The sequence below is a fragment of the Nonomuraea roseola genome (assembly GCF_039535395.1).
GTDB classification, from domain to species: Bacteria; Actinomycetota; Actinomycetes; order Streptosporangiales; family Streptosporangiaceae; genus Nonomuraea; species Nonomuraea roseola.
This window is the reverse complement of the sequence record NZ_BAAAXC010000015.1, coordinates 1,810,073-1,836,408: the sequence shown is the minus strand read 5'-3', so window position 1 is coordinate 1,836,408 and position 26,336 is coordinate 1,810,073. Positions and strand designations below refer to the sequence as shown.

The 26,336-nt window shown below is 68.6% G+C and carries 22 protein-coding genes and 1 tRNA gene; 21 read left to right on the top strand and 2 right to left on the bottom strand.

What is annotated here, in order from left to right:
- Nucleotides 1-81 precede the first annotated feature (81 nt).
- From ABFX55_RS31645 to ABFX55_RS31635, 3 genes are all read left to right on the top strand, one after another.
- The gene (locus ABFX55_RS31645) at nt 82-2,304 is read left to right on the top strand and encodes an ATP-binding protein (protein WP_346126335.1); all 2,223 of its coding nucleotides are present in this window, start codon (nt 82-84) and stop codon (nt 2,302-2,304) included.
- Between the two features lie 287 nt (nt 2,305-2,591).
- A complete protein-coding gene (locus tag ABFX55_RS31640) occupies nt 2,592-3,131 on the top strand; it encodes an RNA polymerase sigma factor (protein WP_346126334.1) in 540 nt (179 codons plus the stop codon).
- Nucleotides 3,118-3,834, top strand: coding sequence for a hypothetical protein (locus tag ABFX55_RS31635; RefSeq protein ID WP_346126333.1), 717 nt, complete (start codon nt 3,118-3,120; stop codon nt 3,832-3,834). The genes ABFX55_RS31640 and ABFX55_RS31635 overlap by 14 nt, the downstream gene beginning before the upstream one ends.
- On the opposite strand, the gene ABFX55_RS31630 is transcribed toward ABFX55_RS31635, so the two are convergent.
- Nucleotides 3,823-4,854 (bottom strand): adenosine deaminase, encoded by a 1,032-nt coding sequence (locus tag ABFX55_RS31630; RefSeq protein WP_379478930.1) that lies wholly within the window; start codon nt 4,852-4,854, stop codon nt 3,823-3,825. The genes ABFX55_RS31635 and ABFX55_RS31630 overlap by 12 nt on opposite strands.
- A 62-nt stretch (nt 4,855-4,916) precedes the next feature.
- Here ABFX55_RS31630 and ABFX55_RS31625 point away from each other — a divergent pair, with 62 nt between their 5' ends.
- Genes ABFX55_RS31625 through ABFX55_RS31615 form a run of 3 tightly spaced genes read left to right on the top strand, consistent with a single transcriptional unit; the run spans nt 4,917 to nt 6,915 of the window.
- Nucleotides 4,917-5,411 (top strand): SigE family RNA polymerase sigma factor, encoded by a 495-nt coding sequence (locus ABFX55_RS31625; RefSeq protein WP_346126331.1) that lies wholly within the window; start codon nt 4,917-4,919, stop codon nt 5,409-5,411.
- Nucleotides 5,408-6,313 (top strand): PASTA domain-containing protein, encoded by a 906-nt coding sequence (locus tag ABFX55_RS31620; RefSeq protein WP_346126330.1) that lies wholly within the window; start codon nt 5,408-5,410, stop codon nt 6,311-6,313. Before ABFX55_RS31625 ends, ABFX55_RS31620 begins: the two co-directional genes overlap by 4 nt.
- A gap of 32 nt (nt 6,314-6,345) precedes the next feature.
- A complete protein-coding gene (locus ABFX55_RS31615) occupies nt 6,346-6,915 on the top strand; it encodes a hypothetical protein (RefSeq protein WP_346126329.1) in 570 nt (189 codons plus the stop codon).
- 36 nt (nt 6,916-6,951) lie between these two features.
- Here the strand turns inward: ABFX55_RS31615 and ABFX55_RS31610 are convergent, their stop codons facing one another.
- On the bottom strand, nt 6,952-8,154 hold the full coding sequence (locus ABFX55_RS31610) for a pyridoxal phosphate-dependent aminotransferase (RefSeq protein ID WP_346126328.1): 1,203 nt from the start codon (nt 8,152-8,154) through the stop codon (nt 6,952-6,954).
- 182 nt (nt 8,155-8,336) lie between these two features.
- On the opposite strand from ABFX55_RS31610, the gene ABFX55_RS31605 reads away from it, so the two are divergent.
- From ABFX55_RS31605 to ABFX55_RS31535, 15 genes are all read left to right on the top strand, one after another.
- Nucleotides 8,337-8,409 (top strand) — tRNA-Trp (locus ABFX55_RS31605).
- A 76-nt stretch (nt 8,410-8,485) separates the two neighbouring features.
- Nucleotides 8,486-8,734 (top strand): preprotein translocase subunit SecE, encoded by a 249-nt coding sequence (secE, locus tag ABFX55_RS31600; RefSeq protein ID WP_183650941.1) that lies wholly within the window; start codon nt 8,486-8,488, stop codon nt 8,732-8,734.
- 64 nt (nt 8,735-8,798) lie between these two features.
- The gene (gene nusG, locus ABFX55_RS31595; RefSeq protein WP_346126327.1) at nt 8,799-9,575 is read left to right on the top strand and encodes a transcription termination/antitermination protein NusG; all 777 of its coding nucleotides are present in this window, start codon (nt 8,799-8,801) and stop codon (nt 9,573-9,575) included.
- Between the two features lie 183 nt (nt 9,576-9,758).
- Nucleotides 9,759-10,190 carry a 50S ribosomal protein L11 gene (gene rplK / locus ABFX55_RS31590; RefSeq protein WP_183650935.1) on the top strand — a complete coding sequence of 144 codons (432 nt, stop codon included), beginning with the start codon at nt 9,759-9,761 and terminating at the stop codon, nt 10,188-10,190.
- Nucleotides 10,191-10,261: 71 nt separating this feature from the next.
- Nucleotides 10,262-10,981 (top strand): 50S ribosomal protein L1, encoded by a 720-nt coding sequence (rplA, locus tag ABFX55_RS31585; RefSeq protein WP_183650932.1) that lies wholly within the window; start codon nt 10,262-10,264, stop codon nt 10,979-10,981.
- Between the two features lie 171 nt (nt 10,982-11,152).
- Nucleotides 11,153-11,992 (top strand): SCO4651 family lipoprotein, encoded by an 840-nt coding sequence (locus tag ABFX55_RS31580; RefSeq protein WP_346126326.1) that lies wholly within the window; start codon nt 11,153-11,155, stop codon nt 11,990-11,992.
- Nucleotides 11,993-12,236: 244 nt separating this feature from the next.
- Nucleotides 12,237-12,761, top strand: a complete 525-nt coding sequence (gene rplJ / locus ABFX55_RS31575) for a 50S ribosomal protein L10 (RefSeq protein ID WP_346126325.1) — start codon at nt 12,237-12,239, stop codon at nt 12,759-12,761.
- Nucleotides 12,762-12,832: 71 nt separating this feature from the next.
- A complete protein-coding gene (rplL, locus tag ABFX55_RS31570; protein ID WP_183650926.1) occupies nt 12,833-13,222 on the top strand; it encodes a 50S ribosomal protein L7/L12 in 390 nt (129 codons plus the stop codon).
- Nucleotides 13,223-13,361: 139 nt separating this feature from the next.
- Entirely contained in the window at nt 13,362-15,341 is a 1,980-nt protein-coding gene (locus tag ABFX55_RS31565; RefSeq protein WP_346126324.1) for an ArnT family glycosyltransferase, read from the top strand.
- 149 nt (nt 15,342-15,490) lie between these two features.
- Nucleotides 15,491-16,492, top strand: a complete 1,002-nt coding sequence (locus ABFX55_RS31560; protein WP_346126323.1) for an ABC transporter ATP-binding protein — start codon at nt 15,491-15,493, stop codon at nt 16,490-16,492.
- Between the two features lie 56 nt (nt 16,493-16,548).
- Nucleotides 16,549-17,316 carry an MCE family protein gene (locus ABFX55_RS31555; RefSeq protein ID WP_346126322.1) on the top strand — a complete coding sequence of 256 codons (768 nt, stop codon included), beginning with the start codon at nt 16,549-16,551 and terminating at the stop codon, nt 17,314-17,316.
- An 87-nt stretch (nt 17,317-17,403) separates the two neighbouring features.
- A complete protein-coding gene (locus ABFX55_RS31550) occupies nt 17,404-17,919 on the top strand; it encodes a hypothetical protein (protein WP_346126321.1) in 516 nt (171 codons plus the stop codon).
- On the top strand, nt 17,916-18,413 hold the full coding sequence (locus tag ABFX55_RS31545) for a hypothetical protein (RefSeq protein ID WP_346126320.1): 498 nt from the start codon (nt 17,916-17,918) through the stop codon (nt 18,411-18,413). The genes ABFX55_RS31550 and ABFX55_RS31545 overlap by 4 nt, the downstream gene beginning before the upstream one ends.
- A gap of 435 nt (nt 18,414-18,848) precedes the next feature.
- The gene (gene rpoB, locus ABFX55_RS31540; protein WP_346126319.1) at nt 18,849-22,319 is read left to right on the top strand and encodes a DNA-directed RNA polymerase subunit beta; all 3,471 of its coding nucleotides are present in this window, start codon (nt 18,849-18,851) and stop codon (nt 22,317-22,319) included.
- A 14-nt stretch (nt 22,320-22,333) separates the two neighbouring features.
- A complete protein-coding gene (locus ABFX55_RS31535) occupies nt 22,334-26,212 on the top strand; it encodes a DNA-directed RNA polymerase subunit beta' (RefSeq protein WP_183650911.1) in 3,879 nt (1,292 codons plus the stop codon).
- Nucleotides 26,213-26,336 lie beyond the last annotated feature (124 nt).

Below are 26,336 nucleotides of genomic sequence, written 5' to 3'. Positions count from 1 at the left end.
CGAACTCGCGAACAGACACTCCAGGGCGCATTCGGCGCGTTACTATGCGTGAACCCGTGAATCCCCACACACGAGGCAGTAATGGAGAGAGGCAACCTCCCTGCCGACGTCACCGGTTTCGTCGGCAGGCGGGCAGAGCTGAAGGAAGTCAGGCGTCTTCTCGGCAGGGCCAGGCTCGTCACGCTCACCGGCGTCGCCGGCGTAGGGAAGACGCGGCTGGCCATGCGAGCGGCCCACTCCGCGCGCAGAACCTTCGACGACGGGGTGTTCTTCGTCGACCTGAGCACCCTGCACGACCCCGGCCTGATCGAGACGGCGATCGCCGACGCGATGCGACTGACCGACCAGACCGCCAGGACCGACGAGGAGGTCCTCACCGCCCACCTGGCCGACAAGCGCCTGCTCCTCGTCCTCGACGGAACCGAGCACCTGGTCGAGCGCTGCGCCCATCTGGTGGAGCTGCTGCTCAGGAGGTCGCGGGGGCTCAAGGTCCTGGTGGCGGGACGGCAGGCGCTCGAGGTCGAGGGCGAGCACCTGCTGCCGGTGCCCTCACTCATGCTCTCCGACGCGGTCGCCCTGCTCACCGACAGGGCCCAGGCCGCGACCGGCGGCTTCGCCGTCACGGCGGAGAACGAGGCGCTGGTCAGGAAGCTGTGCCTCAGGCTCGACCGGATCCCGCTGGCGATCGAGCTGGCGGCGGTCCGCCTGCGCGCGCTGTCGGTCGAGGAGGTCGTCGAGGGTCTCGACCACCGTTTCAAGCTGCTCGACCTCGGCAGCAGGGCGGGCGGCCCCCGGCACCAGACACTGAGGGCGGCGATCGGCTGGAGCCACGAGCTGTGCACGCCTGACGAGCGGCTGCTGTGGGCGCGGCTGTCGGTGTTCAGCGGCGGCTTCGGCCTGGTGGCGGCCGAGTCGGTCTGCTCCGACGGGCGCCTGGCGCGCGCGACGATCGTCGACCTGGTCGGCGCCCTGGCCGACAAGTCGATCCTGATCAGGGAGGAGCGGGAGGAAGGCGTCCGCTACTCCCTGATCGACTCCGTCAGGGAGTACGGCGCCGAGTGGCTGGGAAGGCTCGGCGCCGCGGAGACCGACGCGTTGCGCGCCCGCCACACCGACTTCTACCTCAGGCTCGCCCGCGCCAACGAGGCCGACTGGTTCGGCCCCCGCCAGCCGGCCATCTTCTCCAGCACCCGCGCCGAGCTGGGCAACCTGCGAGCCGCCTTCGAGCGCTCCCTCGACGCCCACGAGCAGGCGCTCGACATGGCCGCGACCCTCTGGTTCTACTGGGTCGGCTGCGGACAGCTGCGCGAGGGCCGCCACTGGCTCGGCCGCGCGCTGTCGGCCGCGCCCGAGCCGACCTCCGCGCGGATGAGGGCGCTGTGGGTGGCGGGCTACGTCTGCGTCCTCATCGGCGAGAGCGACTCGGGCATGCGCTTCCTCGAGGAGTGCAGGAACCACGGGGACCAGCGGGCCGTCGCCTACGCCGTCCATCGTCTGGGGTGCGCGGCGCTGATCGCCGACGAGCACGACCGCGCCGTCCCGCTCTTCACCGAGGCCGTCGAGCGGTACGCGAAGCTCGGCGTGCTCGAGTGCAACGTCCTCATGGCCTGCGTCGAACTGGCGATCGTGCTGGCCTTCCGCGGTGAGCTCGACTCCTGCGCCGAGCTGTGCGGCCAGGTGCGCGACCGTTGCGAGCGCGTGGGGGAGCAGTGGGTGCTGTCCTACGTCGACTACGTGGAGGCGTACGCGGCCTGGGCGAAGGGGGCGAGGGGGCGGGCGCTGTCGTTGGCCCTGCGCAGCCTGCGCGTCAGCCACCGCTTCCACGACCTGGTCGGCATCGTGCTGTCTGTCGAGCTGGTCGCCCTGCTCAGGGCCGAGGCGGGCGAGCCGGAGATGGCGGCGGTGCTGCAGGGCGCTGCGGGCACGATCTGGCGCTCGGTCGGGCCGCTGCTGTTCGACTCCAGGCACTTCAACAGGCCCCACCTCATCTGCGCCGAGCAGGCCGAGCGAGAGCTGGGCGGCAGGGTCTACGCCGCGGCCTACGCCAGAGGCCGCCGGCTCGGCCTCGACGAGGCGGTCTCCGCGGCGGCGGGCGGCAGGGAGCCACGCGCCGAGCTCCCGCTCACCCGCCGCGAGTGGGAGGTCGCCCAGCTGGTCGCCGAGGGGCTGTCGAACAGGGAGATGGCCGAGCAACTGGTGCTCTCCAAACGGACGGTGGACGCGCATGTGGAGCACATCCTCGACAAACTCGGGTTCTCGTCCAGAGCGCAGATCGCGGCCTGGGTGACCTCCCTGCCGAGCTGACCATGTTCGCGGGGCCCGCGGGGCCGCTCGACGCGGCCGGAAGGAGGCGGCGCCGCTGTTCGGCTGCCCTGCCGACCTCCACCTCGCCACAAGAAATAGGTATGTGCGTGGGCCGATCTACGGATGTGACGATGTGTGAGGAAGTGAAGACTGTTCGCAGCCGTTCGACGACCGGGGGTGTCGGTCGGCGAAGGCGGTGAGGTGGAGGAGGGGCCGTCTCACCGCCTTTCTTTTCTCGCTTTCCTCTTTCGCGCGAGCCTCCGCATGGGATGGAATCTGACTCGCCCATGGATGACGACGAGGCGATCGCCCGCGCCCTCGACGGTGACCTGTCCGCCTACGAGGCGCTCGTCGCCCGCTACAGCGCGCTCGCCCACCGCACCGCCGCCATGCTCGGCGCGGGTGACGAGGCTCAGGACGTGGTGCAAGAGGCGTTCGTCAAGGCGTTCAGGCATCTGAGCGGCTTCAGGAGGGACGCGCCCTTCCGCCCGTGGCTGCTGCGGATCGTCGCCAACGAGACCCACAACCTCACCAGGTCGCGAGGGCGCAGGTCGGAGCTGGCGCTGAGGCTCGGCGCGATGGCCGCCACGCAGGCCTCCGACGACCCCGAGGGCACGGCCGTCGCGGGCGACCGCAGGGAGCGCCTGCTGGCCGCCGTCCGCAGCCTGCCTGATCGGGAACGGGAGGCCGTGGTCTGCAGGTACTTCTTGCAGCTGTCGGAGCAGGAGACCGCTCAGGTGCTCGACTGGCCGGTCGGCACGGTCAAGTCCAGGACGCATCGCGGACTGGCCAGACTGAGGGAGGAGGTGGGACGTGACCTCGCCTGACGACGACCTCGAGGCGGAGCTCATGGCGCTCGCCGACTTCGTCGACCTGCCGGCCGCCCCGCCGCCCGCCGAGGTGGCAGCGGCCGTACGGGCACGCATCGAGGAGCCCTCGCCCGAGCCCGCGCCGCCGGCGAGAAGGCGGCCCAGGTGGCGGCTCGTCGCGGCCATCGCGGTCGTGATCGTGGCGCTGACCGCCGCCACCCCGCAGGGCAGGGCCGCCGTCGTCCACATCCTGCGCCTGGCGGGCATCGAGGTGCGCGTCGGCGAGCAGGGCGCGCCGCCCGCGACACCCGTGCCGCTGCCGGGCGAGCGCGAGGTCTCCATGGCCGAGGCGCGGCGGCTCACGGGGTTTCCCGTCAAGGTGCCCGCCGCGCTGGGCGAGCCCGAGCGCGTCACGGTCAGCGACGGCGACAGGATCGTCTCGCTGTTCTGGGCGGACGGCGTGCGGCTCGACCAGTTCGAGGGCCTGACCCCCTACTTCGTGAAGCAGCTGCGCGAGCCGTGGCCGGAGAACGTCGGCGGCGACGGCTGGTGGCTGGCCAAGGAGCACACGCTCAGCCGCCTCGACAGGGAGGACGGCAGCCGGCTCCCGCTACGACTGGCGGGACCCACCCTCATCTGGTTCGACGGCGACCTCGCCCACCGCCTCGAAGGCGTCACCTCCAAGGAGCGGGCGGTGGAGATCGCCTCCTCACTCCGCTGAGGGTGCGGTGAGCCAGTCGTCCACGCCCTTCATCAGCTCCTTGCGCACCGACTCGGGCGCGGCCGACGACCTGATCGACTGCCGCGCCAGCTCGGCCAGCTCCCTGTCGCCGAAGCCGTAGAGGTCGCGCGCCAGCTCGTACTGCGGCAGCAGCCTGGCACCGAACAGCAGCGGGTCGTCGGCGCCCAGAGCGATCGGCACCCCCGCGTCGAACAGCCTGCGCAGCGGCACGTCCTCGGGCCCCGCGACCACGCCGAGCCCCACGTTGGAGGTCGGGCACACCTCGCAGCAGATCTGCCTGTCGGCCAGTCGCTCCATCAGCCGCTCGGACTCGGCCGCCCGCACGCCGTGCCCCACCCTGTCGGCGTCGAGATCGTCGACGCACTCGGCGACGCTCTCGGGGCCGAGCAGCTCACCCCCATGGGGGACGGCCAGCAGCCCCGCCCGCCTGGCGATCCTGAAGGCGTGCTCGAAGTCGCGCGCCCTTCCCCTCCGCTCGTCGTTGGACAGCCCGAACCCGACCACGCCCCTGCCGACGTACTGCGTGGCGAGCCTGGCCAGCGTCCTGGCGTCGAGCGGATGCCTGGTCCTGTTCGCCGCCACGACCGTCGCGATCCCGATGTCGGCCGCCTTGGCGGCCCGCTCGGCGGCGTCGAGCATCAGCTCCAGTGTCGCGGTCAGCCCGCCGAAGCGTGAGGCGAACCCCGACGGGTCCACCTGGATCTCCAGCCAGCGCGAGCCCTCGGCCGCCTCGTCCTCCGCCGCCTCGCGCACCAGCCGGTAGATGTCCTCCTCGCGCCTCAGCACCGACCTGGCGATGTCGTACAGGCGCTGGAACCTGAACCAGCCCCGCTCGTCGGTGGCGTGGAGCTGCGGCGGCCAGTCCTCCTCGAGCGCGTCGGGCAGGTGCAGGCCCTGCTCCCTGGCCAGTTCGATCAGCGTCGAGTGCCGCATGGAGCCGGTGAAGTGCAGGTGCAGATGAGCCTTGGGCAGCTCGGCCAGGGGACGTGGCATTTCCATATGGTGCCACTCAACCTCGCGGTGGGTTGACGCGTTGGGAGGGGCGAAAGGGGACCTCGCTGATGACGGAAGAACATGAGGCGGCCTTCGACCAGTTCCTGGCCGCCCGAAGCACGTCACTGCTGCGCACCGCGATCCTGGTATGCGGGGCGTCGCAGCACGACGCCGAGGACCTCGTCCAGCACGCGCTGGAGAAGGTCTACCGGCACTGGCCGAGGATCGGGCACGACAACCCCGACGCCTACGCGCGCAGGGTCGTCGTGAACGCGGCCATCTCGGCGGCCCGCCGCCGCAAGATCATTCAGGAGATCACGTTCGCCAGGCCGCCGGAGACCGAGGCGGCGGCGCCCGACCTCGATCTGCGCGACGCGCTCATGGCCGAGCTGCGCAGGCTGCCCGCACGGATGCGGGCCGTCCTTGTCCTGCGCTACTGGGAGGACCTGTCGGAGTCGGCCACCGCGGCGGCGCTCGGCTGCTCGCTCGGCACGGTCAAGAGTCAGGCGGCGCGGGGGCTCGCCAGAATCCGCGAGAACATGAAGGAAGGAGCGCTCGTATGAAGGTCGAAGAGGGGCTCGCCGAGGCGATGGCCGCCCGGGTGGCCGACGTGCACGCGCCGTCCACGATGGGCGGGAGCGTGCGCAGGAGGCACCGCAGGCATGTGATCAGGTTCAGGGTCGCGGGGGCGGCCCTCGTGACCGCCGCTCTGGCGGCGGGGGCTCCCGTGGTCCTGTCGATGAGCTCGGGCTCCTCGGACGTGGCCCAGGCGCCCACGACCGCGAAGATCGTGACCGAGGTGACGGTGCCCGACCTGACCGACATGACGTTGGCCGAGGCCCAGGCGGCGCTGCGTGCGGTCGGTCTCGTCGGCGAGAAGCTGACCGGTCACGAGCACGTCTTCGGCCAGGAGCCGAAGCCGGGCACGGAGGTGTCCCCGGGCGCGACCGTCAAGCTCTACCTGGTGGAGGAGGCGCCACAGGCGCTCGGCGATCTGGGCGACGGTCGCACGTTCGGCGGCATCACGCTCGGCTACCTGCCCGAAGGGCTGGTGTGGGGCAAGTGGTCGAGCAAGTGGTCCGGCAAGAAGGCGCGGGGCGGCACCAGCTACACCACCAGCTACGACACTCCTGACGGCCGCCCCGGCAGGTACGGCATCCAGGTCATGGTCCACGAGGGCAAGGCAGGCAGGCAGGTCGAGGCCCGCCTGAAGCTCGACGGTGTCGAGCTCGTCGACCTCGGCGGCAGACAGGCCTATGTGGCCGACGTCGGCGAGGGGGGCGAGGTCGGGAAGCCCGGCACGCAGCAGGGCAGGGAGCCGAGCACTCCGACCATCGGCTTCAAGCTGCGCGACGACCTCGCGGTCGAGGTGATGATGAGCCCTGACAGGGCCGCGAAGCTCGACGCCGAGGCGGTCTCCACCGAGCTACGGAAGATCGCCGAAGGGATCCGCCCTTCGGAGTGATCAGAGCGGCGAACGCGGGCATCTAACGGGGTATGGCGCCTGACGGGTTGGTCACCGCCCACGGCGGGCGATGGCGGGCCGCGCTCGCCCTCGCCGCTCTGGCGGTGACCGTCCTCACGATCATCGCCATCTTCTCCTCGGGTTTCGGCAGGACCTCACCCGTCACGGTCGTCCCGACCCTCGCCCCCACGCCTCCTTCGACCCCCACCGCCACCTCGCCCGGCATCACGGTCGTGGCCGACAACTTCTGGCTCACCTACCTGCCTGCCGGGCTCAGCCGCACAGGAGGCGGCTCCATCGCGCCCGAGCCCGGTGTGGAGGGCGGATGGGCCCGCTACGCCGCCGGGTCGAGCTTCGTCGAGGTGCAGGTGGAGCACGGCACCGTCGCGGCCGACTGGGAGACCTACCGCAAGCGCGCCGTTCTCGCCTCGCCGCGCGAGACCACCGTCCGCGGCAAACCCGCCCTGGTCGGCAGGCATCCGAGCGGCGGGATGATGATCGCCTGGCTCGAACGCACGGGCACCGGCGCATGGATCCGCGTCAGCGACACCCTCTCCGCCGACCTGCTGCCCCTGGCGGCCTCCGTCCAGGCCCCCTCCTGACCCGGACAAGGCCGCGACAGGGCCACATCGGGTGGATCAGACGGCTTCGGCCAGGAGCTTCTGGAGGCGGCTGACGCCCTCGACCAGGTCGTCGTCGCCCAGCGCGTAGGACAGGCGGAAGTAACCCGGCGTGCCGAAAGCCTCACCGGGGACGACCGCCACCTCGGCCTCCTCCAGGATCAGCTCCGCCAGCTCGGCCGAGGTCTGCGGACGCCTGCCGCGCAGCTCCTTGCCCAGCAGCGCCTTCACCGACGGGTAGACGTAGAAGGCGCCCTGCGGCTCAGGGCAGAGCACCCCTGGGATCTCGTTGAGCATCCTGACCATGGTCTTCCTGCGACGGTCGAACGCCTCACGCATCTGCTCCACCGCCGACAGGTCGCCCTTCACCGCGGCCAGCGCCGCGACCTGGGCGACGTTGGAGACGTTGGAGGTGGCGTGCGACTGCAGGTTGGTCGCGGCCTTCACCACGTCGGAGGGGCCGATGAGCCAGCCGACCCGCCAGCCGGTCATGGCGTAGGTCTTGGCGACGCCGTTCAGGATGACGACCCTGTCGCCGAGCTCGGGCACGGCGGTGGCGATGCTGGTGAACTCCGCGCCGCCGTACACGAGGTGCTCGTAGATCTCGTCGGTGACCACCCAGAGGCCGTGCTCGGCCGCCCAGCGGCCGATCGCCTCGACCTGCTCGCGCGGGTGGACCGCCCCCGTCGGGTTGGACGGCGAGACGAACAGCAGCACCTTGGTCCGCTCGGTGCGGGCCGCCTCCAGCTGCTCGACGGAGGCGAGGTAGCCGGTGGTCTCGTCGGTGACGACGTCGACCTGCACCCCGCCGGCCAGCTTGATCGCCTCGGGGTAGGTCGTCCAGTAGGGAGCGACCACCAGGACCTCGTCACCGGGGTCGAGCAGGGTGGCGAACGCCTGGTAGACGGCCTGCTTGCCGCCGTTGGTCACCAGGACCCTCGAGGCGTCGACCTGGTAGCCGGAGTCGCGCAGGGTCTTGTCGGCGATCGCCTGCCTCAGCTCGGGCAGGCCGCCCGCCGGCGTGTACTTGTGGAAGCGAGGCTCGCGCGCCGCCTCGACCGCAGCCTCGACGATGTAGCCGGGGGTCGGGAAGTCGGGCTCGCCCGCGCCGAAGCCGATGACGGGACGGCCCGCGGCCTTCATGGCCTTCGCCTTGGCGTCGACGGCCAGGGTGGCGGACTCGGAGATCGCGGAGATGCGTGCGGAGATGCGGCTGGACATGTTCACATGGTGACAGAAGGCGACACGCCCATGCGGGCAAGTGGCTTGTGACCAGGGCGATCTCGTTCCGGTTCGACGTAGCCGTCATTCTTCCGTACACTTTCGCCTGGTCCTGCCGCCGCATGTCGATGCGGCGATCGGCCCGGGCAGTAAGTCAATCCATGTAGTGTGGTTGACGACATAGGGCACTAGCGCAATTGGTAGCGCACCGGTCTCCAAAACCGGCGGTTGGGGGTTCGAGTCCCTCGTGCCCTGCTGAGTGCGGTCCGCGCAGCAAGGCGTGTAAGCGCGCCGCGCAACTGCGTTGGATACGACAGATCAGGTGAGGACTGTGGCGATCGACACGCACAGCGAGACCGCAGGCAAGCCGAGCGGCGAGAAGAAGCAGAAGCGCACTTCTCCTGCCCTTTTCTATCGGCAGGTCGTCAATGAACTGCGCAAGGTCATCTGGCCGACGCGCAAGGATCTCATCACCTACACCACGGTCGTTCTGGTATTCGTTCTGATCATGGTTGCGATCGTGTCGGGGCTTGACGCCCTGTTCACGGAGGGCGTCCTGCGGATCTTCGGCGGCAGCTGATCCCACGCCGGCGGGTGACGCCCGACGGGCCACCATTCGATTCGACGAAAGAGGAAAAGTCACCGTGTCCGAGACTTCAGACACCCCTCGCGAGGAGTGGGACGACGACGTCGCCGCTGAGGAGTCCATCGACGAGGTCGAGGAGACCGACGTCGAGGAGCCCGAGGCCGAAGACGCCGACGACGTCGAGGAGTCCGACGAGGCTCCGGTGGCCGTCGTCGAGGAAGAGGGAGACGACGAGGTCGAGGAGATCGACCCCGTCGAGGAGTTCAAGCGCTCCCTGCGCGGCCAGCTCGGCGAGTGGTACGTCATTCACTCCTACGCCGGCTACGAGAACCGCGTGAAGTCCAACATCGAGAGCCGCAACGTGTCGCTCAACATGGAGGACTACATCTTCCAGGTCGAGGTGCCCACGCACACCGTCCAGGAGTTCAAGAGCGGCAAGAAGGTCCCGGTCAAGGAGCGCGTGCTGCCCGGCTACGTGCTGGTGCGCATGGACCTCACCGACGAGTCCTGGGCCGCGGTGCGCAACACGCCCGGCGTGACCGGCTTCGTCGGCCTCTCCAACAAGCCGAGCCCGCTCAGCATCGACGAGGTCGCCAAGCTGCTGGCGCCCGAGCCGACCGAGGAGGCCAAGAAGGCCACCGCCAAGGCTTCCGCGGGCCCTGCGGTCGAGTTCGAGATCGGCGAGTCGGTCACCGTCATGGACGGTCCGTTCGCCACGCTGCCCGCCTCGGTCAGCGAGATCAGCCCCGAGTCGCAGAAGCTCAAGGTGCTGGTGTCGATCTTCGGTCGCGAGACCCCGGTCGAGCTGTCGTTCAACCAGGTCTCTAAGATCTGACAGCCTCGCATACACTCGATGGGGAACGTGTGACTCCGCGCGCGCTCTAGCCGCCGGAGTCCCCCGCACGTCTCTGTCGTCACAGACGTTGGGCAGGCCGTCCCTCGCGAAGGGCGGCCTTCCGACATGTCCACCCGCACCCGCGGGTGGACGGCACCGCAATCAGGACCCGGAGAAGGACACATGCCTCCGAAGAAGAAGATCGCGGCACTGGTCAAGGTCCAGCTTCCCGCTGGCCAGGCCACGCCCGCCCCGCCGGTCGGTACCGCCCTCGGTCCGCACGGCGTCAACATCATGGACTTCGTGAAGCAGTACAACGCTGCCACGGAGGCCCAGCGGGGCAACATCATCCCCGTTGAGATCACCATTTTCGAGGACCGCAGCTTCACCTTCATCACGAAGACGCCCCCGGCGCCTGAGCTGATCAAGAAGGCGCTCGGCCTCGACAAGGGCTCTGCGGTTCCCCACAAGGACAAGGTCGGCAAGCTGAGCCGCGAGCAGCTGCGCAGCATCGCCGAGACGAAGATGCCCGACCTCAACGCCAACGACGTCGAGGCCGCTGAGAAGATCATCGCCGGCACCGCCCGGTCGATGGGCATCACCGTCGCTGACTAAGACCTTTCCGTTCGTTCCGTGGGAGGGCCACGCGCTGGCCCGCGACCACAGACTCCACCGAGGAGACAGAAGTGAAGCGCAGCAAGGCGCACAAGAACGCGTCGACGCAGGTCGACCGCGACAAGCTCTACACCCCCGCCGAGGCCGCGAAGCTGGCCAAGGCGACCTCCACCACCAAGTTCGACGCCACCGTTGAGGTGGCGCTGCGGCTGGGTGTCGACCCTCGCAAGGCCGACCAGATCGTGCGCGGCACGGTCAACCTCCCGCACGGCACCGGTAAGACCGCCCGGGTCCTGGTCTTCGCGACCGGTGACCGTGCCGAGGCTGCCCGCGAGGCCGGCGCCGACATCATCGGCGCCGACGAGCTCATCGACGACATCGCCAAGGGCAACAGGCTCAACGAGTTCGACGCCGTCGTCGCCACCCCTGACCTGATGGGCAAGGTCGGCCGTCTGGGCCGCGTCCTCGGCCCGCGTGGTCTCATGCCGAACCCGAAGACCGGCACCGTGACCCCGGACGTGGCCAAGGCCGTGACCGAGATCAAGGGCGGCAAGATCGAGTTCCGCACCGACCGTCAGGCGAACCTGCACTTCATCATCGGCAAGACGTCGTTCGGCGAGCGCCAGCTCATCGAGAACTACGCCGCCGCCCTTGACGAGGTGCTGCGTCTCAAGCCGTCCGCGGCCAAGGGGCGTTACGTCAAGAAGGTCACCTTCTCCACCACGATGGGCCCGGGCGTCCCGGTCGACCCCAACGTGACCCGCGCGATGACCGCCGAGCTCGACGGCTGATCCCGCTTTTCTCGTCAGACCCCCGCAGGGATTTCCTGCGGGGGTCTTTCGTTTCCGGCGATTCGCCGTGCTGAATGGGATTCAACACGTATATAGGGATGAAGCAGACTCAGGGTTATCTCCGGGTCATCCCTGTGCGCCTGAGGCGGCCTCGCGACGTAGTGTCGGAGCATGCTGAAGCGCAGGATTACTCTCGCCGCCGTCGCGACGGGCGCCGCCGCCCTGGTCGCGGTCGCCGGTTGTGGATCGACAGGAGCGACCGCGTCCGGGGCGGTGCCCATCCAGGTGAATCTGGCCGCCGCCGAGGTCCTGGAGCAGGCCGCGCAGAAGACGCAGGACGTCACCAGCTACACCGTGGACGCCGTCGTGGACGTGACGGACCCGCAGGAGGGTTCGGGCAAGGTCCAGGGGCGGATGGTCTACCAGAGCAAGCCCCAGCTCGCCGCCGACCTGACGCTCGACAGCGCCGACTTCGGCGGGCAGAGCCTGCCGGGCGGTGCTCGCGCCGTCCTGCAGGGAGACACCGTCTACCTGCGCGTCGAGGCGCTGAACAAGATGCTCGGCGCGACCAAGCCGTGGATCAAGGTTCCGCTGAACGAGGCGGCGGGCGGTGACGCGAGCAAGTACCTCGACCAGGTCCAGCAGTTCGACCTGGCCAACGTCACCAAGCTCGTGACCGCCTCGCAGAACGTCAAGCAGGTCGGCACCGAGGCCGTGGGCGGCGTCGACACCACCCACTACAGCGGCACGTTCCCCGTGGACGCCGCGGTGCAGCAGCTGCCCGCGGACAAGCAGGAGCAGGCCAAGCAGCACATGAGCGAGCTCAAGAACGTCACCTTCGACATCTGGGTCGGCGCGGACGGCCTGCCCCGCAAGCTGGCGATGACCGGCGCGGAGAAGGGCGCCACGTTCAACGCCAACCTGTTCTTCAAGGGCTTCAACGAGCCGGTCTCCATCGTCGCGCCGCCCGCCGAGCAGGTGGGCGAGCTGCCGAAGCACACCGGAAACTGACCCCAGCGGGGGGCGATTTGGCATCTTGACTAATCGCCCCCTATTCTGGTGCTTGCCAAAGACCGCCGGTCGTCGCTGGGTGCCTCAAGGCCTGGTGACCGAAGGATCCACATCGTGGACGGCCCGCGTAGGTGAGATGCGAAGTTCTTCTGTGTGGATTCCACATGGTGAGCCCCGTGCGCCTGCGCCGGGGCTTGTTTCATGTTCGGAGGCCTTCGCCGGCGGCACACCTGGAAGGAGGCCCATGGCGAGGGCGGATAAGGCGACAGCGGTTGCCGAGCTCAAGAACGAGTTCGAGGGCAGCAGCGCCGCCGTTCTGACCGAGTACCGCGGTCTCACCGTCGCACAGCTCAAGCAGCTGCGTGTTGCGCTCGGTGGGAACGCGAAGTTCGCCGTGGCGAAGAACACCCTGACCAAGATCGCGGCCAACGAGGCCGGCGTGACCGGTCTCGATGACCTGCTGGTCGGCCCGACTGCCGTTGCCTTCGTCACGGGCGACGTCGTCGAGGCCGCGAAGGGTCTGCGTGACTTCGCCAAGGCCAATCCCCTTCTGGTGATCAAGGGCGGCTTCATGGAGGGCAAGGCCCTCGACGCCGCTGAGATCACCAAGCTCGCTGACCTCGAGTCCCGTGAGGTTCTCCTCGCGAAGCTGGCCGGTGCGATGAAGGCGAAGCAGTCCGCTGCTGCCGCCGTGTTCGCCGCGCTGCCCACCAACATGGCTCAGCTGGCCGAAGCCCTTCGCGCCAAGCGCGCAGAGGCTGGCGAGTAAGACCGGGGATTGCCGCAACTTCACCGCGGTCCCGTTTCACCATTTAGCAAGATCCATACGGAGGAAACATCATGGCGAAGCTCAGCACCGACGAGCTGCTCGACGCGTTCAAGGAGATGACCCTCCTCGAGCTGTCCGAGTTCGTGAAGCTCTTCGAGGACACCTTCGACGTCAAGGCTGCCGCCCCGGTCGCCGTTGCCGCCGCCGGCCCGGTCGGCGCCGCTCCGGCTGAAGAGGCTGCGGAGCAGGACGAGTTCGACGTCATCCTCGAGGCTGCCGGCGACAAGAAGATCCAGGTCATCAAGGAGATCCGCGCGCTGACCTCCCTCGGCCTGAAGGAGGCCAAGGACCTGGTCGACGGCGCTCCGAAGCCCGTCTTCGACGCCAAGGTCAACAAGGAGCAGGCGGAGAAGGCCAAGGCTGCCCTCGAGGGCGCCGGCGCCACCGTCACCGTCAAGTAAGACGGCACGTCTCTTCGGAAAGAGCGGAACACCACCCTGGTGCCGGGTGGGTTCCGCTCTTTTTGTATGTCAGGACACCCGTATGCGAACTTCAGCCGGATCTCACGCTGATCTCAGAGAGCGTTCCTAGCGTCGGAGCATGAACTCGATCGGGCGAAGGCGGCAGCGGACCGCGCTGGCGGGGCTGCTGCTCGCGACGGCGGTGCTCTACCTCTGGGGGCTGAGCGCGTCGGGCTGGGCCAACTCCTTCTACTCGGCCGCGGTGCAGGCGGGCAGTCAGAGCTGGAAGGCGTTCTTCTTCGGCTCCTTCGACGCTGCCAACGCCATCACCGTGGACAAGACGCCCGCGGCGCTGTGGCCGATGGCGCTGAGCGTGCGGGTCTTCGGACTCAGCTCATGGAGCATCCTGGCGCCGCAGGCGCTGATGGGAGTGGCCGCCGTCGCGACCCTCTACGCGACCGTGCGCAGGAACTTCCCCGCCTGGTCGGCGCTGCTGGCCGGATCGGTGCTCGCGCTGACGCCCGTGGCGGTGCTGATGTTCCGCTTCAACAACCCCGACGCGCTGCTCGTGCTGCTGCTGACCATGGCCGCCTACTGCCTGGTGAGGGCGGGGGAGAGGGCGGCGACGCGGTGGCTGGTGCTGGCCGGGGTCTGCCTCGGCTTCGCCTTCCTGGCCAAGATGCTCCAGGCTTTCCTGGTTCTGCCCGGCTTCGCGCTGGTCTACCTGCTGACCGCGCCGACGACGATCGGACGGCGGGTGTGGCAGCTCGTGGCGGCGGGCGTGGCGATGCTGGTGTCGGCGGGGTGGTGGCCGGTCGCCGTCGCGCTGGTGCCGGCGAGTGAGCGTCCCTACATCGGCGGCTCGCAGGGCAACAGCGTGCTGGAGCTGGCGCTCGGCTACAACGGCATCGGACGGCTCGACGGCGCCGACTACGGCGGACTCGGCAACCTGAACCAGCAGGCGGGCTGGCTGCGGTTGTTCGACACCGAGGCAGGAGGGCAGATCGCCTGGCTGCTTCCCGCCGCGCTCATCCTGCTGGCCGCAGGGCTCTGGTTCACGCGGGGAGCGGCGCGGGCGGCCTTCGCGCTGTGGGGGAGCTGGCTGGTGGTCACCGGGCTGGTCTTCAGCCTCATGCAGGGGATCTTCCACGCCTACTACACCGTGGCGCTGGCGCCCGCGATCGCGGCTCTGGTCGGCATGGGTACGGCCGAGCTGTGGGCGCGCAGGCGCGCGCCACTGGCGGCATGGGCACTCGCGGCAGTCGTGGTGGTGTCGGGCGTGTGGTCGTGGACGCTGCTGTCGCGCAGCCAGGACTGGAACGGCTGGCTCGGGTCGGTGGTGCTGGCCGGTGGTCTGGTCGCGGCGGCCGCGCTGGTGGCGGCCTCCGGGATGCGGGTCGTGGGGGTGGCGGCGGCCGTGGCGGTGGCGGTGTGTCTGGCGGGGCCCGCGGCGTACGCGGTGGACACGGCAGCCTCGGGGCACACGGGGGCGATCCCGACGGCGGGCCCGTCCACGGGAGGCGGGTTCGACGGCCCGGACGGCCCGCGGAGAGCTCGGCCGCAGGCCGCCCCCGCGCCCGACGGCAGGGTCCAGGACGGCTCTCAGGACGGCTCTCAGGACGGCTCTCAGGACGGCTCCCAGGGCGGTTCTCAGGACGGCTCCCAGGACGGCTTTCAGGGCGGATTCGAGGGCGGTGGGCGGCAGGGAGGGTTCGTGCGGGGCGGTCCCGGCGGCGGCGGGGGAGGCGGCCTGCTGAGCACCTCGACGCCGAGCGCCGAGGTCGTGGCGCTGCTGAAGGCGGGCGCGGGGCCGTACACATGGGTCGCCGCCACGGTCGGCTCGAACAGCGCCTCGGGGTACCAGCTCGCCACCGAACTGCCCGTGATGGCGGTCGGTGGCTTCAACGGCACCGACCCCGCGCCCACGCTCGCCCGGTTCAAGCAGTACGTCGCCGAGGGCAGGATCCACTACTTCGTCGGCACGGGCATGGCCACGGGACGCGGGGCGGGCAGCGCGGCGGGAAGCGACGACGCCGCCAGGATCGCCGCATGGGTCCAGGAGACCTACCAGGCGCGGACGGTCGACGGCGTCACTCTGTACGACCTGGGCGCAGGCTAGCCACCGCGCTGTGTGCCCTCACATAACCGGCAAGTAACAATCCCGTCCGATTATTGGAATGGAGTCCAATTCGCGGGAAGCTCCCTACGACGATCGTGCGCGTCGGTAAAGTGTTCGTCTCGTTACCACCTGCGACGGGAAGGTGACCTGTGGGCGTCGAGGTCGTGGTCGACGGCTTGACCAAGTCGTTCGGTAGGCAGGTCATCTGGGAGGACGTCTCGCTGACGCTCCCCGCCGGCGAGATCTCGGTGCTGCTGGGCCCTTCGGGCACAGGCAAGTCCGTCTTCCTCAAGACCCTCGTGGGCCTGCTGCGCCCCGAGCGCGGCCACATCTGGATCGACGGCTACGACCTGGCCAACTGCAGCGAGAACAAGCTCTACGAGCTGCGCAGGCTGTTCGGGGTGCTCTTCCAGGACGGCGCGCTGTTCGGCTCGCTGAGCCTCTACGACAACATCGCCTTCCCGCTGCGCGAGCACACCAAGAAGAGCGAGTCGCAGATCCGCGAGATCGTCATGGAGAAGATGGAGCTGGTCGGCCTGGTCGGCGCCGAGGGCAAGCTGCCTGGCGAGATCTCCGGCGGCATGCGCAAGCGGGCCGGCCTGGCCAGGGCGCTCGTGCTCGACCCCGAGATCATCCTGTTCGACGAGCCCGACTCGGGCCTCGACCCGGTCCGCACCTCCTACCTCAACCAGCTGATCGTCGACCTCAACGCCGAGATCGAGGCGACCTTCCTCATCGTCACCCACGACATCAACACCGCCCGCACCGTCCCCGACGACATCGGGCTGCTGTTCAGGCGCGAACTGGTGATGTTCGGGCCGCGCGAGATGCTGCTGTCGAGTGACGAGCCCGTGGTCAGGCAGTTCCTCAACGCCCGCAGGCACGGTCCCATCGGCATGTCGGAGGAGAAGGACATCTCCGAGCTGGAGGCCGAGGCGCAGCAGGGCCACGACCCCGGCACGCTGCCGCCGATCCCGCCGCAGCTGATGCCCAGCGGCAACGGCATCCGCCGCACCCAGAAGCCGCCCGGCGCGTGGCTGGCCGCCAACGGGGTGATCCCGCCGCAGGGCTCCTTCGTCGACGAGCGCGGCCGCAACTGGCTGGAGGAGTACCCCCGGCTCGTCAACGCACACATGAACGGCGTGCACTGACCCATGCCGATCGGGCGCGACCTGTCCAAACTCGCTGACATCACCGAGCTGATCCGATGACCACCACCCTCGGCGCGGGGCTGAAGCTCACGCTGTTCGCCCTGCTGACCACCGCGTGCGCGGCGATGCTGGCCCTCACGATCTCCGGCGCCACGGTCGCCCCCGCGCAGGTCTACAGGGGTCTCTTCACCGACGCCACCGGCCTGCGGCCGGGCGACGACGTGCGCGTGGCGGGCGTCCGCGTCGGCCGCGTGGAGGAGATCTCCCTGTACGGCACGCAGGCCGAGGTCGCCTTCTCCGTCAGGCGGAGCAGCCCGCTACCGCGCGGCGTCGTCGCGGCGATCCGCTGGCGCAACCTGGCCGGCCGGCGCTACCTCGCCCTGACCCCCGGCAGCGACGCCACCGGCTACCTGAAGCCGGGAGAGCGCGTGGCCACCACCCGTCCTGCGCTCGACGTGAGCGCACTGTCCCACGGCTTCAGGCCGCTGCTGAAGGCGATCCGCCCCGAGGACGTCGACACCCTGAGCCGGCAGATCGCCCAGGTGCTGCAGGGCGAGGAGGGCACGGTCGAAAGCCTGCTCGGTCACATCTCCTCCGTCACGGGCCCGCTCGCCGACCGCGAAGAGGTGATCGGCAGCGTGGTCGACAACCTCACCGTCGTGCTCGCCGACATCGCAGGACGCGACGACGAGCACGGCAGGCTGATCGACAACCTGCACGCGCTGGTCAAGGGTCTGTCGGGCGAGAGAGAGGCGATCGGCGACTCTCTGCTGACGCCCGAACGTCTCGCCGGAGCCGCCGGTCCGCACGAAGATCGTCGATGAGCGCCGGCGGTGCCGGTGACACCGCTCCGCCGCCGGCCCGGCCATTCGGCGCCTGAAGGAATGAACCGGGCGTTATGATCCCGCGATATGGCAGGCACAGCTGGCTCCTCCAGGTCGGTGACCGTGCTGCGCAGGCTGACCGTCGCGCTGGCGGCGGCCCTGCTGCTGGTGTCGGGGTCGGCCGTCTGGCTGAGCGCACAGGTGCGCGACGAGGAGGCGGCCGCGGCCGACAGACGGGCGGCGCTCGCGGCGGCCTCGGTCCACGCGGTGAACCTGCTCTCGCTCAACTACCAGAGCGCCGACGCCAGCATCCAGAAGATCCTCGCCACCTCCACGGGGACCGCCTTCGCCGAGTACTCGGCTGGCGCGCCCAAGCTCAAGGAGACCACCATCGCCAACAAGGTCGTCCAGACCGGCGCAGTGAAGGCCGCGGGGGTGGTGTCCATGGGCGAGGGCACGGCGAAGGTGCTGGTCGTCGCCGACTCCCATATCAACTGGGTCGGGTCGGGCACCCCCGACCAGGACCGCTACTTCAGGTGGTCCATGGACCTGGCCAAGGTCAAGGGCGTCTGGCTGGTCTCGAAAGCGGAGCAGGTGCTGTGAGGGTCGCGATGGCGGCGGTGCTGGCCCTGGCGGTGGCCTTCGTGGGCTGGACCGCGGTGCGCATGCTGGGCGAGCTGAACGACCTGCGCGGCGGCAGGCAGTCGGGGGAGCAGGCCGTGGCCGCCGCCCGCGCGATGGCACCCGACCTGCTGTCCTACAACCACGCGACGATCGAGGAGGACCTGAAGCGGGCCGAGGCCCTCACCACGGGCGCGCTGACGGCGCGCTACCGTGAGCTGCGCGCCTCGCTGGTGCCCAGGGTCACCGAGCAGCGGACCGTGCAGGAGGTCTCGGTGGCGGGGGCCGCGGTCGAGAGCGCCACGCCCGACCGGGTGGCCGTGCTGCTGTTCGTGAACATGGGGACGGTCAAGCAGGCGCCGGGCAGCGCCGAGCCGAGGCAGCAGGTGATCCAGAACCGGGTCAGGTTCGTCATGGTGAAGACTGGTTCGAAGTGGCTGGTCGGCGATCTGTCCACGCTGCTCGGTAGCGCATGATGTCCGGGCATGTCCCGACTTTCAATTGTTATCAAAATCCAGGTTTGGCGAAGCTCTCGGCGCGGGTACTTCAGTCACAGTTCCACCGCACGGCAGCATGGGTTCGGCCTCCGGTGTGACAGAGCGTTAGCGGCCCCGGCTCGCGGGTATCGTCTTGGGGCTGTCGGCTAGTGAGCTGTCACCTTGGGGAGAAATCCCAGCGTCCAGGCTTTGAGTTGGCCGAAAGTCCGGCTCGCGGGCTTGACGTTTCCGCTCGGACGGGCGATGCTGCGGTCAACGTGGAGCATGCAGCGAGAGCGAAGTGGACAGGCGTGTGCCGTTCGGCTACACTGCCCCTTTGCGCTGCCCTTTGACGACCCGCTTCCTTTGCTCACGTTGCGAGGTTGTCTGGCGTGCGTGTAGTCAGTCCGCCGCGAGCCCTCGGAAGGACATCTGTTGGCAGCCTCGCGCAACGCCTCCGCCGTACCCGCCGGTCCCCGTCGCGTCTCTTTTTCGCGTATCCAGGAGCCCCTCGAAGTTCCTGACCTTCTCGCTCTGCAGACCGAGTCCTTCGACTGGTTGCTTGGCAACGAGAAGTGGAAGGCCCGGGTAGAGGCGGCTCGTCAGGCCGGGCGCAAGGACGTCCCGACCCAGTCGGGCCTCGAAGAGATCTTCGAAGAGATCAGTCCCATTGAGGACTTCTCGGGGACCATGTCCTTGTCGTTCCGTGACCATCGGTTCGAGCCGCCCAAGTACTCAGTCGATGAGTGCAAAGACAAGGACATGACCTTCTCCGCCCCCATGTTCGTGACGGCGGAGTTCATCAATAACACCACTGGTGAGATCAAGAGCCAGACGGTGTTCATGGGCGATTTCCCGCTCATGACGCCGAAGGGCACCTTCATCATCAACGGCACCGAGCGTGTCGTGGTCTCGCAGCTGGTCAGGTCCCCCGGTGTCTACTTCGACCGCAGCGTCGACAAGACCTCCGACAAGGACCTCTACGGCTGCAGGGTCATCCCGTCCCGGGGTGCCTGGCTCGAGTTCGAGATCGACAAGCGCGACAGCGTCGGTGTGCGCATCGACCGTAAGCGCAAGCAGGCCGTCACCGTGCTTCTCAAGGCACTGGGATGGACCAACGACCAGATCCTCGAGCGCTTCGGCCAGTACGAGTCCATGCGGGCCACCCTGGAGAAGGACCACACGGCCGGCCAGGATGACGCCCTGCTCGACATCTACCGCAAGCTCCGTCCGGGCGAGCCGCCGACCAAGGAGTCGGCGCAGACCCTGCTGGAGAACCTCTACTTCAACCCCAAGCGTTACGACCTGGCCAAGGTTGGTCGCTACAAGATCAACAAGAAGCTGGGGATCGACGCCGAGATCACCCAGGGCACGCTGACCGAAGAGGACATCGTCGCCACCATCGAGTACATCGTCAGGCTGCACGCCGGCGAGGACTCGATGCCCGGCGCCGAGGGCCGTGAGGTCATCGTCGAGACCGACGACATCGACCACTTCGGCAACCGTCGCCTGCGCAGCGTCGGCGAGCTCATCCAGAACCAGGTCCGCCTGGGCCTGGCCCGCATGGAGCGCGTCGTCCGCGAGCGCATGACCACGCAGGACGTCGAGGCGATCACGCCGCAGACCCTGATCAACATTCGCCCGGTCGTGGCGTCGATCAAGGAGTTCTTCGGCACGTCGCAGCTGTCGCAGTTCATGGACCAGACCAACCCGCTGGCCGGCCTGACGCACAAGCGGCGTCTGTCCGCGCTGGGCCCCGGTGGTCTGTCGCGTGAGCGGGCGGGCTTCGAGGTTCGAGACGTGCACCCGTCCCACTACGGCCGGATGTGCCCGATCGAGACCCCCGAAGGTCCCAACATCGGCCTGATCGGTTCGCTGGCCTCCTACGGGCGCATCAACGCGTTCGGCTTCGTCGAGACGCCTTACCGCAAGGTCGTCGACGGCAAGGTGACCGAGCAGATCGACTACCTCACGGCCGACGAGGAAGACCGCTACGTCAAGGCGCAGGCCAACACGCAGCTCAACCCCGACGGCTCCTTCGCCGAGCCTCGCGTCCTGGTTCGCACCAAGGGCGGTGAGACCGAGCTCGCGCGCGCCGAGGAGGTCGACTACGTCGACGTCTCCGCCCGCCAGATGGTCTCCGTCGCCACCGCGATGATCCCCTTCCTGGAGCACGACGACGCCAACCGCGCGCTCATGGGCTCCAACATGCAGAGGCAGTCCGTGCCCCTGCTGAAGAGCGAGGCGCCCCTGGTCGGCACCGGCATGGAGTACCGTGCCGCGACCGACGCGGGCGACGTCATCAGCGCCGAGAAGGCCGGCGTGGTCGAGGAGGTCTCCGCCGACTACGTCACCGTCATGAACGACGACGGCACGCGCACCACCTACCGTGTCGCCAAGTTCAAGCGCTCCAACCAGGGCACCTCCTTCAACCAGAAGCCCATCGTCGCCGAGGGCGACAGGGTCGAGGTCAACCAGGTCATCGCCGACGGTCCCTGCACCGACCAGGGCGAGATGGCGCTCGGCAAGAACCTGCTCGTGGCGTTCATGCCGTGGGAGGGTCACAACTACGAAGACGCGATCATCCTGTCCCAGCGGCTGGTCCAGGACGACGTCCTCTCCTCGATCCACATCGAGGAGCACGAGGTCGACGCCCGTGACACCAAGCTGGGCCCCGAGGAGATCACCAGGGACATCCCCAACGTCTCCGAGGAGGTCCTGGCCGACCTCGACGAGCGCGGCATCATCCGCATCGGCGCCGAGGTCGTTCCCGGCGACATCCTGGTCGGCAAGGTCACGCCCAAGGGCGAGACCGAGCTGACCCCGGAGGAGCGGCTGCTGCGCGCGATCTTCGGTGAGAAGGCGCGTGAGGTCCGCGACACCTCGCTGAAGGTGCCGCACGGAGAGTCCGGCAAGGTCATCGGTGTGCGCGTGTTCTCCCGCGAGGAGGGCGACGAGCTTCCTCCGGGCGTCAACGAGCTGGTCCGCGTCTACGTGGCCCAGAAGCGTAAGATCACCGACGGCGACAAGCTCGCCGGCCGTCACGGCAACAAGGGTGTCATCTCCAAGATCCTCCCGGTCGAGGACATGCCCTTCCTCGAGGACGGCACGCCTGTCGACATCATCCTCAACCCGCTGGGCGTGCCCGGCCGAATGAACGTCGGCCAGGTGCTCGAGACCCACCTCGGGTGGATCGCGGCCAGGGGCTGGGACATCACCGGTGTCCAGGAGGCCTGGGCCGAGCGGCTGCGCGACAAGGGCTTCGGCCAGGTCGCGCCGCGCACCAACGTCGCCACCCCGGTGTTCGACGGCGCGCACGAGGAGGAGATCGTCGGCCTGCTCAGCAGCACCATCGCCAACCGCGACGGTGACCGCATGGTGCAGGAGACCGGCAAGGCCAGGCTGTTCGACGGCCGCTCAGGCGAGCCGTTCCCGTACCCGATCTCGGTCGGCTACATCTACATCCTGAAGCTGCTGCACCTGGTCGACGACAAGATCCACGCGCGGTCGACCGGTCCGTACTCCATGATCACTCAGCAGCCGCTGGGTGGTAAGGCGCAGTTCGGTGGCCAGCGCTTCGGCGAGATGGAGGTGTGGGCCCTTGAGGCCTACGGCGCCGCCTACGCCCTGCAGGAGCTGCTCACCATCAAGTCCGACGACGTCCTCGGCCGAGTCAAGGTCTACGAGGCCATCGTCAAGGGCGAGAACATCCCCGAGCCCGGCATCCCCGAGTCCTTCAAGGTCCTCATCAAGGAAATGCAGTCGCTGTGCCTGAACGTCGAGGTGCTCTCCAGCGACGGCATGTCCATCGAGATGCGTGACACCGACGAGGACGTCTTCAGGGCCGCCGAGGAGCTCGGTATCGACCTGTCCCGGCGCGAGCCGAGCAGCGTGGAAGAAGTCTGAGGGGGAGATCGCACATGCTGGACGTCAACTTCTTCGACGAGCTCCGGATCGGCCTCGCAACCGCTGACGACATCCGTCAGTGGTCGCACGGCGAGGTGAAGAAGCCCGAGACCATCAACTACCGGACTCTCAAGCCGGAAAAGGACGGACTCTTCTGCGAGAAGATCTTCGGCCCGACCCGCGACTGGGAGTGCTACTGCGGTAAGTACAAGCGCGTCCGTTTCAAGGGCATCATCTGTGAGCGCTGCGGCGTCGAGGTCACTCGCGCCAAGGTGCGTCGTGAGCGGATGGGCCACATCGAGCTGGCCGCGCCTGTCACGCACATCTGGTACTTCAAGGGCGTTCCTTCGCGCCTTGGTTACCTGCTCGACCTGGCCCCTAAGGACCTCGAGAAGGTCATCTACTTCGCGGCCTACATGATCACGCATGTCGAGACCGAACTGCGTGAGCGTGACCTGCCCTCGCTCGAGGCGAAGATCTCCGTCGAGCGGCAGCACATCGAGCAGCGTCGTGACGCCGACATCGAGGCCAGGCAGAAGAAGCTCGAGGGCGACCTGGCCGAGCTCGAGGCGGCCGGCGCCAAGGGTGACCAGCGCCGCAAGGTTCGCGAGGGTGCCGAGCGCGAGATGCGTCAGCTTCGCGACAGGGCGCAGCGCGAGCTCGACAGGCTCGACGAGGTGTGGAGCCGCTTCAAGAACCTCAAGGTCCAGGACCTCGAGGGCGACGAGATGCTCTACCGCGAGATGCGCGACCGCTTCGGCCGCTACTTCAAGGGCGGCATGGGCGCTCAGGCGATCCAGGAGCGGCTGATCAGCTTCGACCTCGACGCCGAGGCCGAGAACCTGCGCGAGACGATCCGCAGCGGCAAGGGCCAGAAGAAGGCCCGCGCCCTCAAGCGGCTCAAGGTCGTGTCGGCGTTCCTCAACACGACCAACTCGCCTCGCGGCATGGTGCTCGACTGCATCCCTGTCATCCCGCCGGACCTGCGCCCGATGGTGCAGCTCGACGGTGGCAGGTTCGCGACCTCCGACCTGAACGACCTGTACCGCAGGGTCATCAACAGGAACAACCGCCTCAAGCGACTTCTCGACCTCGGCGCGCCCGAGATCATCGTGAACAACGAGAAGCGGATGCTCCAGGAGGCCGTCGACTCGCTGTTCGACAACGGCCGTCGCGGCCGTCCCGTCACGGGTCCCGGCAACAGGCCCCTGAAGTCCCTCAGCGACATGCTGAAGGGCAAGCAGGGTCGTTTCCGTCAGAACCTGCTGGGCAAGCGAGTCGACTACTCCGGCCGTTCGGTCATCGTCGTCGGCCCGCAGCTGAAGCTGCACCAGTGCGGTCTGCCCAAGCAGATGGCGCTGGAGCTGTTCAAGCCGTTCGTGATGAAGCGCCTGGTCGACCTGAACCACGCGCAGAACATCAAGTCGGCCAAGCGCATGGTCGAGCGCGCCCGCCCTGTGGTGTGGGACGTGCTCGAAGAGGTCATCACCGAGCACCCCGTGCTGCTCAACCGCGCGCCCACGCTGCACCGTCTGGGCATCCAGGCGTTCGAGCCGCAGCTGGTCGAGGGCAAGGCCATCCAGATCCACCCGCTCGTCTGCACCGCGTTCAACGCGGACTTCGACGGCGACCAGATGGCCGTGCACCTGCCCCTGTCGGCTGAGGCCCAGGCCGAGGCGCGCATCCTGATGCTCTCGACCAACAACATCCTCAAGCCGGCCGACGGCAAGCCCGTGACGATGCCCACCCAGGACATGGTCATCGGCCTCTACTGGCTGACCACGCAGAAGGACGGCGCGATCGGCGAGGGCCGGGTGTTCGGCTCGGTGGCCGAGGCCCAGATGGCCTTCGACCGGCGCGAGCTGGAGATCCAGGCCAAGATCCAGATCCGGCTCGCCGGTGACGTCCAGCCGCCCCGCGGCTGGGCCGCTCCCGAGGGCTGGGAGGCCGGTGACTCCATCCGCCTGGAGACGACGTTCGGCCGCTGCCTGTTCAACCAGACGCTGCCGAGCAACTACCCGTTCGTCAACTTCCAGGTCGGCAAGAAGCAGCTGTCCGCGATCGTCAACGAGCTGGCCGAGACCTACCCCAAGGTCGACGTCGCCACCTCGCTCGACGCGCTCAAGGACGCCGGCTTCCGCTGGGCGACCCGCTCCGGCGTCACGATCTCGATCGACGACGTCGTCGCGCCGCCCAACAAGGCCGACATCATGGAGAGCTACGAGCGCAGGGCCGACAAGGTCCAGCGCGAGTACGAGCGCGGCCTGATCACCGACGAGGAGCGCCGTCAGGAGCTCATCGAGATCTGGACCCACGCCACGGCGGACGTCGAGACCGACATGGTCAACGCGTTCCCCGCGACGAACCCGGTCTGGATGATGGTCAACTCCGGCGCCCGCGGTAACAAGATGCAGGTGCGTCAGATCGCCGGTATCCGTGGTCTGGTGTCCAACACCAAGGGTGAGACGATCCCGCGGCCGATCAAGGCCTCCTTCCGCGAGGGCCTGTCGGTGCTGGAGTACTTCATCTCCACCCACGGTCAGCGAAAGGGTCTGGCCGACACCGCGCTCCGTACCGCCGACTCGGGTTACCTGACCCGTCGTCTGGTGGACGTGGCGCAGGACGTCATCGTGCGTGAGATCGACTGCGGCACCGACCGCGCGGTCCCGCTGCACGTCGGCGAGCGCGACTCGTCGGGCAACCTGGTCAAGGCCGAGAACGCCGAGTCGAACGTGCACGGCCGCATCCTGGCCGAGGACGTCGAGGTCGACGGCAAGGTCATCGCCTCGGCGGGTGTCGACATCAACGACATCCACGTCACGGCGCTGGTCGAGGCCGGCATCGAGACGGTCCGCACCCGCAGCGCGCTCGTCTGCGAGGCCAAGATCGGTGTCTGCGCGACCTGCTACGGCCGCTCGCTGGCCACCGGCAAGCTCGTGGACGTCGGCGAGGCGGTCGGCATCATCGCCGCCCAGTCGATCGGTGAGCCCGGCACCCAGCTGACGATGCGTACCTTCCACACCGGTGGTGTGGCGGGCGCGGACATCACCCACGGTCTGCCCCGTGTCCAGGAGCTCTTCGAGGCGCGCATCCCCAAGGGTGTCGCCCCGATCTCCGAGGCCGAGGGCCGGGCTCGCATCGACGAGACCGACAAGACCCGCAAGATCGTGATCACCCCCGACGACGGTTCGGAGGAGATCGCCTACCCGGTCTCGATGCGCTCGCGCCTGCTCATCCAGGACGGCCAGCGTGTCTCGGTGGGCACCCAGCTCATCGCCGGTGCGGTCAACCCGAACGAGGTCCTGCGCATCCTCGGCCCGCGTGCGGTGCAGCTGCACCTGGTCGCCGAGGTCCAGCAGGTCTACCGCTCGCAGGGTGTGTCGATCCACGACAAGCACATCGAGATCATCGTTCGGCAGATGCTCAAGCGCGTCAACGTGCTCGAGTCCGGTGAGACCGACCTGCTGCCCGGTGAGCTCGTCGAGCGTCCGCGCTTCGAGCTGATGAACCGCGAGACCGTCGCCGAGGGTGGCACGCCCGCCTCCGGCCGTCCGGTCCTCATGGGCATCACGAAGGCGTCGCTGGCCACCGAGTCGTGGCTGTCGGCGGCCTCCTTCCAGGAGACCACCAGGGTCCTGACGGACGCGGCGATCCACGCCAAGTCCGACTCGCTCCTGGGCCTGAAGGAGAACGTCATCATCGGAAAGCTGATCCCGGCCGGCACTGGCATGCCCCAGTACCGCAACATCCGGGTGGAGCCGACCGAGGAGGCCAAGGCCGCGATGTACACGGTCGGCGGCTACGACGGTTCGGCCGCGGACTACACCTTCGGCACCGGCAGCGGCGAGGCCGTGCCGCTGGAGGAGTACGACTTCGGTCAGTACAACCGCTGAGTGATCGGTTGCGCGGAACGCCCCGTGCCTTGCTCCGGCAAGGCACGGGGCGTTCCCCTTTTCCAGCGCGGCGGGCCGCTGTCCGGACCTGACGGACGGCGCGCGCCTGCGCGCACCGTCACGC